This is a genomic window from Gemmatimonas sp. (assembly GCF_036405635.1).
Lineage (GTDB): Bacteria > Gemmatimonadota > Gemmatimonadetes > Gemmatimonadales > Gemmatimonadaceae > Gemmatimonas.
On sequence record NZ_DASWXE010000077.1, the window covers coordinates 23,907 to 34,301 of the forward strand.

Here is a 10,395-nt window from a genome sequence, read left to right on the forward strand (position 1 = left end):
CCCCATCGCCCGCATGCAGACCTCATCACGCAGCGCGGGCGACCGGCGCCCGTCTCGCCTTCGTTCGATCATCGGCGGATCCATCGGCAATCTGGTGGAGTGGTACGACTGGTACGCGTACTCGGCGTTCTCGCTGTACTTCGCCAAGAGTTTCTTTCCGCCTGCCAACCAGACGGTGCAGCTGCTGAATGCGGCGGCGGTGTTCGCGGTGGGGTTCTTCATGCGACCGCTGGGCGGCTGGGTGATGGGGCGCTATGCCGACCGTCACGGACGGCGGGCGGCGCTCACCCTGTCGGTGCTGCTCATGTGCGCCGGCTCGCTGCTCATCGCCATCACGCCGAGTTACGCCAGCATTGGCCTGCTGGCCCCGGCGATACTGGTGCTGGCCCGTCTGCTGCAGGGACTCAGTGTAGGCGGTGAGTATGGGGCCAGCGCGACATACCTGAGTGAGATGGCCGGCCAACGGCATCGCGGATTCTGGTCGAGCTTCCAGTATGTCACGCTGATTGCCGGCCAGTTGATTGCGCTCGGGGTGCTCTTACTGCTGCAGCGCCTGCTGACCCAGGAGCAGTTGCTGGCCTGGGGGTGGCGGATTCCATTCGTGATTGGCGCTTGCTGCGCTGTGGTGGCGGTGATGATGCGCCGCTCGCTGGAAGAGACAGACGACTACAAGCGCGACGCGGCGACCCGCACCGAAACATCGGCCGCAGCGACCATACGTGGTCTGATGCAGCATCCGCGCGCCGTGCTCACGGTGGTGGGGCTCACCGCTGGTGGCACGGTGGCGTTTTACACCTTCACGACGTACGCGCAGAAGTTTCTGGTGAACACGGTGGGTTTCACTGCCCAGCAGGCCACGTTCATCAATGCGGTGACACTGGCGGTATATGTGTGCCTGCAGCCAATTGTTGGCGCGATCTCTGATCGCATTGGCCGGCGTCCGGTGCTCACCACTTTTGCGGTGCTGGGCACGCTGGGTACGGTGCCGCTGCTGACCACGCTCGAGCGCACTACGTCGGTGAGCGGCGCCATTGGGCTGTTGCTGCTCGCCCTGACCGCAGTGAGCGGGTACACAGCCATCAATGCTGTCGTGAAGGCCGAGCTGTTTCCCACGAGCATCCGCGCTCTTGGCGTGGGGCTGCCCTATGCCATCACCGTGTCACTGTTTGGCGGCACGGCGGAGTATGTGGCGCTGTGGTTCAAGTCGATCGGGCACGAGCGGTGGTTCTACTGGTATGTCACGGCGTGCATTGCCGGTTCGCTGGTGGTGTATGTGACGATGAAAGAGAGCAGCAAGATTGGATATATGACCGACGACTGATCTTCTCCGCCTATCACCTATCACCTATCACCTTCAGCTTCTCACTCGAAGCCTAGAACTGCAGTTTCCCACAACCGGTTGATGGGTTCTGGGGGTGTTGGTTTTAAGCGGTAGGCCGTAGGTGATAGGACTGAGCAGGCACCTGCCTACGATTCCGCAGGGAACTGCGGGCATGATCGGTTACGGACGCCAGATCACATCCGAACTCGCCACACCGGTACGGTTGATGGTGTTGACTACGATGCCTTCGATGCCCGCTTGTGGGATATCCAATGTGCGCGTGGCCTGCGGCAACAGTCGTTGACGCCAGACGCCGCTGGTGCGCCAGCGCACCAGCCACCAGAATGGTTCGCCGCCGCCGGAGGTGATGGTGAGTTGCACGTTGGTCGCGCCGCGCACGGCCGCGATGGTGGGTGCAACGGGGACCGGTGACTCGAGCCAGGTTGTGGCGGGAGGAAGGGCCCCGTCGGCATACAGTCCCGTCTTGAGTGACGACACAAAACCACCACGATCGTTCTTCACGCTGCTCGCGTTGTAGAAGATCGAACCAGTTGGGCCCCCACCACTGCCCGCTTGCGATCGGGTGATACCGATCTGGGTGGAGATCTCGCCGGCCGCGAAGGGGGCAGTGCTGCCGTCGGCGATGCGATACGACGCGAGGCCTGGCCACAAGTGGCGACGCATGGTGTTCTGCTGCGTCCACCAGGTGAGCAACGAACCGAAATTCTGGCCCACCGACGTGCTCGACCAGTAGAGCTGCGGTGCGAAGTAGTCGGCCCATCCGCGCTGCATCCACAGGCGCGAGTCAGCATAGATCGAGGCATACGCGTCGAGACCGGTGATGCCGGCCGGGTTGCCTGGACGCCAGATGCCGAACGGGCTGATCCCCACGCGAGCAGTGCGCGAAAGCCCACGCACGGTGGTGTACAGGCGCTCCACAAATCGATTCACATTGTCGCGCCGCCAGTCACCACGCGTCATCGTGCCACCTTGACGCTGATACACGGCAAACGCCGCACTGTCGGGGAAGTCCGTGGTGCAGCCGGCCTCGGGATATGGATAGAAGTAGTCGTCGATGTGCACACCATCGAGGGCGTAGCGGCGCACCACATCACTGACCACGGCGATCGCCTGATCGTGCGTCGCGGCTTCACCCGGATCGAACCAGAGCTGCGAGCAGTACCGCCGCAGGACATCCGGGCGGCGGCGGCCAAAGTGCGTTTCTGCCAGACGCGCCGTGTCACTGACATTGCCGGCACGGAACGGATTGAACCACGCATGCAGTTCGATACCACGGGCGTGGCTCTGTTCGATGGCGTACTGCAGGGGATCCCATCCCGGATCACCTCCCTGCGTCCCACTGAACGACCGCATCCAGGGTTCATAGGTGGACGGGTAGAGCGCGTCACCCGCCGCACGCACATGCAGGATCACCGCATTCAGCCCCGCCTGCTGCGCGACATCGAGCAGCGCGACCATCTCGGCCTGCTGCTGCGGAATCGAGAGCCCCGTGCGCGAGGGCCAGTCGATATTGGCGACCGTGGCGATCCACATACCGCGGAACTCGCGCGTGATCGCTGGCACGGTGAAAGTGGTCACCGGGGGCTCGGGTGGAGGCACCACGGGCGGCGCGGGTTCGGCCGGCGCCCCCCCGCACGCAGCAATCGTGGCCAGCGCGAATGCCAAAGCGAGGGAGGCCAGACGATACCGCACACTTGCTCCGGCGGGCGCAGCAAGACAATGTCGCGGCATGCAGACAGACGTACGAATTGGCATCGACCTGGGCGGGACAAAGATCGAAGGAATCGCGCTGAACGCGGACGGCGCAGAGTTGGCACGATTGCGTGTACCGACGCCGCGCAGCTACGACGCAACAGTCGCCGCGATCACTGCACTTGTCCACCAATTGGAGGCGCAGATTGGTGCACGCGGCACAGTCGGAATGGGCATTCCCGGCGTGATCGTCCCCGACACCGGACTCGTCAAAAACGCCAACTCCACCTGGCTCATCGGTGAGCCGCTCGGCCGAGATCTCGAAGCACGACTCGATCGAGAGGTGCGCACGCAGAACGATGCCAACTGTTTTGCGCTCTCCGAGGCCACCGATGGCGCCGCGGCCGGTGCCGATATGGTGTTCGGCGTGATTCTTGGCACCGGTGTGGGTGGCGGCATCGTGCACGGCGGCCGCGTGCATGCGGGGCGCAACCTCATTGGCGGCGAGTGGGGGCACAACGGGTTGCCCTGGGCGTCCGCTGAAGAAGTGCCCGGCCCAGCGTGTTACTGCGGGCGGCAGGGGTGCATCGAAAGCTGGGTGTCGGGCCCCGGCGTGGCTGCAGACCACGCGCGCATCACGGGCGAGGCGATCGACGCGACCGCCGTCATGCAGGCTGCGGCGCGCAGAGATGCGCGGGCGATGGCGACGCATGCACGATGGATCTCCCGTGCCACGCGCAGCCTGGCCACCGTGATCAACCTGCTGGATCCAGACGTGATCGTGCTGGGGGGTGGGCTCTCGAACGTCGCTGGCGTGGTGGACGATATCAGGCGCGAATTGCCACAATGGGTGTTCACGGATCGGCTCACCACCCAGGTGGTGCGCCACCAGCATGGAGACTCCAGTGGTGTGCGAGGTGCGGCGTGGCTCTGGCCTGCCACGGGCGCATGATGCTAGGATTCCCATTCGCATTCACACGCCAGTGGCAACAGGTCGGGCGTGTGCACTGCTGGCCTATCGTATAACGGCTATTACCCCGGCCTTTGGAGCCGGAGATCTTGGTTCGATTCCAAGTGGGCCTACTAAAACAGCGGTTGTGGGGTTTGGGTGGCGGGTTTAGCGTAAGACATTCCCCTGCAACGGTTTACGTGACGTTTCCATGGTCGGGCTCGTCTGGTTGGAAACCGGGCGGAGCCCGATTATCTTGAAATGCTGCCAACAATTGGGACGGAGCCGCCGCGCCTGCAGAGGTACCGGCGATACTCCGCCCCGTTTTTGGTGCTCTGCTTCAGAACCTTTTCTCGCGTGAGATTCTCATGAGCGCCGCCACGGACGTTACTGCTGCGTCCTCGCCCCGTGGTTTCAAGATCCTCTCCGGCACGGCCAACCAGCCGCTGGCCGAAGAGATTGCGCGCTCGCTTGGCGCGGAGCTGTGCAAGGTGACCTGCACGCGTTTCGCCGACGGTGAAGTGTTTGTGCGCATCGACGAAAACATCCGCGGTGCGGACGTGTTCGTGGTGCAGCCCACCAATCCGCCGGGCGAGAACATGCTCGAGCTGCTGTTGCTGGTCGACGCCGCGCGTCGGGCTTCGGCCGCTCGTGTCACTGCGGTGTTGCCGTATACGGGCTACGCTCGACAGGATCGCAAGGATCAGCCACGTGTGGCTATTGGCGCGAAGCTCATGGCCAACCTGATCGAGACGGCTGGCGCCGACCGTGTGCTGGGTCTCGACTTCCACGCACATCAGCTGCAGGGCTTCTTCGACGTGCCGGTCGATCACCTGTATGCGTCGCCCGTGTTCACGAACTACTTCCGCAAGAAGGGGCTCAAGGACCTCGTGGTGGTCGCCCCGGACGTCGGCTCGGCCAAGATGGCGCGCGGTTTTGCGAAGCGCCTCGACGCCACGTTCGCCATCATCGACAAGCGTCGCCCAAAGGCCAATGTGGCCGAGGTGATGAACGTCGTCGGTGAAGTGGAAGGCCGCGATTGTCTCATTCCCGATGACATGATCGACACGGCAGGCACGGTGTCCGAGGCGGCGCGCGCGCTCAAAAACCTTGGCGCGAACGACATTTACGTGTGCGCCACGCATGCGCTCTTCAGCGGCCCGGCCGTGGAACGCCTGTCCAACGCGCCGATCAAGGAAGTTGTGGTCACCGACTCGATCAACCTGCCGCAGGAACGCCGGTTCGACACGCTGCGCATCCTGTCCGTGGGCGATCTGCTCGCGAAGGCCATCCGCTTCACGCACGCCGACCAGAGCGTGAGTGTGTTGTTCGAGTAAATCCGTTTGTAGGCGCAGGACCGCAGTGGCAGGTGCAGACGTAGTTCGCAGGTGTAGGTGCACGACGGACGGGACGACCGAGATCCGGTTACTCCCGCACCATTTTTCCGAGAGACAGTCACATGGCAAACGTTACGCTCGACGCAACCGCTCGCGTCGAAACCGGCAAGGGCGCCGCGCGCAAGATCCGTCAGGCCGGCAGCATTCCTTCGGTCATCTACGGCCATGGCCGTGAGCCGCAGTCGCTCACGACCAACGCGCGTGAGACCGAGCGCCTGATCAAGAGCATCGCCGTCAGCAGCACCGTCATCGAGCTCAACATCGATGGCAAGACGTCGCGCACGCTCATTCGCGAAATCCAGCGTCACCCGTTCAAGCGCACCATCCTCCACATCGACTTCCAGGAGCTGGTGGCTGGTGAGACGGTGTCGGTGAAGTGCCCGATCGTGTACGTGGGCACGCCGGAAGGTGTCCGCCTCGAAGGCGGTATCCTCGACCAGATCATGCACGAACTGCACATCCAGGTCGACCCGGCCAGCATCCCGAACCACATCGACGTGGACATCTCGGGTGTGAAGCTCGGCAAGTCGCTGCACGTCTCCGACCTCAAGCTCCCCGCCGGTATCAAGGTGCTGGACGATGCAGGCGCGACGGTGTGCGTGGTGCAGCCGCCGAAGGTGCAGGAAGAGAAGGCTGAAGGTGCGGCCGAGCCGGAACTCATCCGCAAGCCGAAGCCCGACGACAAGTAAGTCGCTCGACGTTCTCGTTCGATTCAGTCCCGCGGGGCGCGGAGTCCGTTCAGCATGGTCACCCCACGCTGGCGCATTCCGCGCCCCGCGCGTCTTCCCCTGCGTATGAAAGTCATCGTTGGACTTGGCAATCCCGGCCGCGAATACGAGAACACCCGCCACAACGTGGGCTGGTGGTTGATCGACCATCTCAAGGATCGCTGGCATTTCGAGGCGTGGCGCAAGGATGGCGATGCCATCTCCACCACCGGTCTCGTAGGCACGAAGAAGGTCAAGCTGGTCAAGCCGCAGACGTACATGAACCTCAGCGGCTCGGTGCTGCGCCCTTACCTCAAGCGTGAAGGCTGGACCGCGGCGCAGGACCTTTTGGTACTGGTGGACGAAGTGGCCGTGCCGGTGGGCGAGTATCGCCTGCGCGCGGCGGGCAGTCCCGGCGGACACAATGGCCTCAAGAGCATCGAGGCGCATCTCAAGTCGGCCACCTACCCCCGTCTTCGTGTGGGCATCCGTCCGGTGGATGAGCGTCGCCAGATCGGCGATCTCGCCGATTTTGTACTGCACGCGATGCCGCGTGATGAACGCGCGCTGGTGGACGACATCACGCCGCGCATGACCGACGCGATCGAACTGTGGATCGCCGAAGGCACCGAGAAGGCTGTGAGCACAATGGGGCGCTGAGTCACCTCGCGCCGCCCGGGACCGCGCCATATGTTCGCGCGGTCCCGCTATCAATCAATCGAACGTCAACTCAGCGCAGCCGCGGATTGGTCTTGCGTGGCGCTTTCTGACAGGTGGGCCATGCAAAGGCACCACCACCACCTGCCGCAGCCGCGTTGCCCTGCGGACGGATCTGTTCCGCGGTGGCCCGCTCGCGTGTGATCGTCGTGGCATCGTTCGCCGCGAGATACGCGAGCATCGCCGTCACGGTCGCGTTCCAGCGCAGGTCGTCGAACACGACCTTGTCGTACGTGTCGCGGTTCGTGTGCCAGGTGTAGCTGCCGTAGTCCCAACCGATGCCGCCGAGGCCAAACGCCGGCGCACCGTGGCACGCAAAGCTCGCATCGTCACTGCCTCCACCGCTCGGCGCGCCTGGAATGCGCGGCGTCAGCACCGATGACACCTCGGTCGGCATCGCGGCAATCCACTGCCGCAGGTGCGCACCCGCATCTACCAGACCACCGGCATTCACACTTTGCACACGACCGGTGCCACCATCCTGATTGAACAGGGCCTGGAGCCCCTGCACCACTTCCGGATGATCTTCGGTGAAGGCCCGTGAACCGACGAGTCCATGCTCTTCGGCCGTCCAGTGGCCAATGAGAATGGTGCGCTTGGGCTTCGGGTACACCGTCGCCAACAGACGCATAGCTTCCAGCATGGTGAGCGAGCCGGTGCCGTTGTCGGTCGCGCCCGAGCCACCGTCGAACGAATCGAAGTGCGCGGACAGCACCACGTACTCGTTGGGCTTCTCCGTACCCTTGATCATGCCGATCGTGTTGAAGATCGGCTGCTCACCCAGCAACGCGGCATCGAGGTTGAGTCGCACGGTGGGCGACTGCTTGTTCTCGGCCAGACGGAACACGAGACCGTAGTCTTCGCATGACAGCGCGATGGCGGGCGCCTTGGTGTTGTAGCTCTCGAACACGTCGATCGTGCCCCACGCGTTCTTGGGGCGCGATGAGATCACACCGGCCACGCCTCCTTCTTCAAGACGCACACCGAGACTGCCCGTGCCGAGTGCGTTGGAGTAGCCCGTACCGCGCACGCTGATGCCACCCCATTCGGTGTTCACGGCGGCACGCAGGCTATCCATGCGGGCCTTGGAAGCGGGCGTGGCGTGCTGCTGCCAGTTGTCTGTGGGACGGCAGGTGGGCTGTGGCGCCGAGACCAGCACGAACTTGCCCTTGGCCTGCGGCAGCCACTTCACAAACTCCGTGCTGTCGGCGAACCGCGGCAACACCACGACGCCCGCGGTGAGGTCCTTGCTGCCGGTGCCAGGGCTCCAGGCCAGCATGGTGCCTTCGAGCGAGCGCACGCGGGGCGTGAGCAGGTCGATGTGCGAGTGGCCGCGCCGCCAGCCGCGCCAGGTGCCGATCTGCTCGTTCTTCCCTTCCACGCCCCACTGCTTGTAGAGGGACAGCAGCCAGTCGTTGGCCGCCTTCTGGCGTGCGGTTCCGGTAAGGCGCGGACCGATGGAGTCGAGCAGTGCCTGAGCCAGACGTTCCACGTGCGAGCTGTCCATGCCCAGCGTCCAGAGGCGCTTGAGCGTGGGGTCGCTGGCAGGGGACGTGGCAGGTGCCTGAGCGCTGAGACGCGACGGCCCCGAGGCGCTGACGGCAAGGCCGAGGGCGAGCGCCCCCAGCAGGGGACGTGGGACGAGGGACAGGCGGGAAGTCATGGAGGGGAGCTTCTGGTCCATTGGGGCGGAGGCGCCACGACAGGTGGCGGGTTGAGAACTGGCGACCGTGAGGGGAGGTTTGTACATGGCCCACACACATCGTTTCCGAATCCTACTGCTTGGCGCCCTCGCCTGCGCATCGGCGTCGGCCCTCACCGCCTGCACCTCAGGTGCCGGTGACTCCGCTCCGGCTTCGGCCTCACTCGACCTCGGCGCCCCCACCGAGCTCTCGAGCCCTGCACAGCCTGGCAGCAACACGCCGTACCTCGAAGTAACGGCCGATCAGCGGCTGTTTCTCTCCTGGACGCAGCGCGCCGCCGACTCCTCGGTGAGCATCCAGATGGCCGAATGGCGCGATGCGGCGTGGGATTCCACGCGCACCATTGCGAGCCAGCGCCAGTTCTTCGTGAACTGGGCCGACTTCCCGGTGATGACGGCGCTGGGCAACGGCGATCTCGCCGCGCATTGGCTCGAGCGCGAGGCCAACGGCAAGTACAGCTACGGCGTGCGTGTCGTGCGGTCGAGTGATCAGGGCCGCACCTGGAGTGCGCCGGTCACGCCGCACACCGACGGACTGGCCGCCGAACATGGCTTTGTTTCGATGTGGGCCGAGGGGAGCGATCGCATCGGGCTGGTCTGGCTGGACGGCCGCAAGAGCGCGATGCCCGACTCGGCGCGCGAGATGACAGTGCGCACCGCGGCCATTGCGCCCGATGGCACACTCGAACGGGAAACGCTGGTGGACGCGCGCACCTGTGACTGCTGCCAGACCGGTACGGCGGGCACACGCAGCGGGCGCGTGATCGCCTATCGTGATCGCAGCGCCGAGGAGATTCGCGACATCGTGGTGGTGCGCCAGACGGCGGGTGGATGGACCGAGCCGCAGAAGGTGCACAACGATGACTGGCACTATCCGGGCTGCCCGGTGAATGGCCCGCAGGTGGCCGCGGCTGGAGATACGGTGGTGATCGCCTGGTTCACCGCGGCGCATGACACGGCGCGGGTGTATGTGGCGCGCTCGGTGGACGGCGGTGCGACGTTTGCCGCACCGGTGCGCATCGACGACGGCAATCCGATTGGCCGCGTGGACGTGTTGCTCGACGACCAGACCCGCCCCGTCGTGGTGTGGCTGGAACAGCGTACCCCCGAGCGCTCGGAGGTGTTGGTGCGGCGCGTGGGACTCGACGGCGCGCTGGGTGTACCTCAGGTGATCGCCAGCACGAGCGGCGCGCGCCAGAGTGGATTTCCGCGCATCGCCCGGCATGGTGACGCGCTCATCGCGGCCTACAACACCGTGACGCCGATGGGTGTGCATGTGGCGCGTGTCCCTCTTTCTCCGACTTCCAAGCCATGATTCGTCTTCGTTTCCACGCCGGGCTGACATCGGTCTGCGCGCTTGGCTGCGCGTTGTTTGGCGCGGCCACGTCGTTGCAGGCCCAGCGCGCGGCCCAGGCTCCATCGGCGGGCGTGAACAGTTCGCCGCTGCCGCTCAAGCACGATCCCAAGCCCACGACGGCCGCCATCACATCGCAGGACCTGATGACGCGTCTCTACATCTTCGCCGACGATTCGATGTCGGGGCGTGATGTGGGCACGGAAGGCCACGTGAAGGCGACGGACTATCTGGCGCGCGAGGTGCAGAAGCTCGGGCTCACGCCAGCCGGTGAGAACGGCACGTTCTTTCAGACGCTCCCCCTCAAGACGCGTCGTGTCGATCGCATGTCGTCGTTCATTGCCGGCGGTGCATCGCTTGCCATTGGCACTGAGTGGGCCATCGGCGGCAACACCAGCCTCGATCTCGATGGCGTGGAAGTGATCTACGCCGGCGCATTCGGCGAGACGGCCGCGGCGCTGACGCCGGAGCAGGTGAAGGGACGTGTGGTCGCCTATGCACCCGAGGCGTCCAACGCCGCGCTGACCAAGTCGAT

The 10,395-nt window shown here is 64.7% G+C and carries 8 protein-coding genes, 1 tRNA gene and 1 pseudogene; 8 read left to right on the forward strand and 2 right to left on the reverse strand.

The genetic code is table 11. The features are described 5' to 3' along the window. Positions 1-13 precede the first annotated feature (13 nt). Positions 14-1,321, forward strand: coding sequence for an MFS transporter (locus VGE27_RS05925; RefSeq protein ID WP_331048717.1), 1,308 nt, complete (start codon positions 14-16; stop codon positions 1,319-1,321). Between the two features lie 180 nt (positions 1,322-1,501). Here the strand turns inward: VGE27_RS05925 and VGE27_RS05930 are convergent, their stop codons facing one another. Beyond that, entirely contained in the window at positions 1,502-2,920 is a 1,419-nt protein-coding gene (locus VGE27_RS05930) for a glycoside hydrolase family 10 protein (protein ID WP_331048718.1), read from the reverse strand. A 151-nt stretch (positions 2,921-3,071) separates the two neighbouring features. Here VGE27_RS05930 and VGE27_RS05935 point away from each other — a divergent pair, with 151 nt between their 5' ends. The 5 genes from VGE27_RS05935 (at position 3,072) to pth (ending at position 6,747) form a co-directional block, all read left to right on the forward strand. After that, positions 3,072-3,986 (forward strand): ROK family protein, encoded by a 915-nt coding sequence (locus VGE27_RS05935; RefSeq protein WP_331048719.1) that lies wholly within the window; start codon positions 3,072-3,074, stop codon positions 3,984-3,986. Positions 3,987-4,046: 60 nt separating this feature from the next. Further along, positions 4,047-4,117, forward strand: a tRNA-Gln gene (locus VGE27_RS05940). A 234-nt stretch (positions 4,118-4,351) separates the two neighbouring features. After that, the gene (locus VGE27_RS05945; RefSeq protein ID WP_331048720.1) at positions 4,352-5,320 is read left to right on the forward strand and encodes a ribose-phosphate pyrophosphokinase; all 969 of its coding nucleotides are present in this window, start codon (positions 4,352-4,354) and stop codon (positions 5,318-5,320) included. 122 nt (positions 5,321-5,442) lie between these two features. After that, complete coding sequence (locus VGE27_RS05950) at positions 5,443-6,069, forward strand: 50S ribosomal protein L25/general stress protein Ctc (RefSeq protein WP_331048721.1); 627 nt, start codon at positions 5,443-5,445, stop codon at positions 6,067-6,069. Positions 6,070-6,123: 54 nt separating this feature from the next. Continuing rightward, positions 6,124-6,747, forward strand: a complete 624-nt coding sequence (gene pth / locus VGE27_RS05955) for an aminoacyl-tRNA hydrolase (RefSeq protein ID WP_331048722.1) — start codon at positions 6,124-6,126, stop codon at positions 6,745-6,747. 70 nt (positions 6,748-6,817) lie between these two features. On the opposite strand, the gene VGE27_RS05960 is transcribed toward pth, so the two are convergent. After that, positions 6,818-8,467, reverse strand: a complete 1,650-nt coding sequence (locus VGE27_RS05960) for a M20/M25/M40 family metallo-hydrolase (RefSeq protein WP_331048723.1) — start codon at positions 8,465-8,467, stop codon at positions 6,818-6,820. A gap of 85 nt (positions 8,468-8,552) precedes the next feature. On the opposite strand from VGE27_RS05960, the gene VGE27_RS05965 reads away from it, so the two are divergent. Then, positions 8,553-9,821 (forward strand): sialidase family protein, encoded by a 1,269-nt coding sequence (locus VGE27_RS05965; RefSeq protein ID WP_331048724.1) that lies wholly within the window; start codon positions 8,553-8,555, stop codon positions 9,819-9,821. Further along, positions 9,818-10,395 (forward strand): annotated as a pseudogene (locus VGE27_RS05970) (hypothetical protein); the annotation flags it as partial. The gene VGE27_RS05965 and the pseudogene VGE27_RS05970, both read left to right, overlap by 4 nt.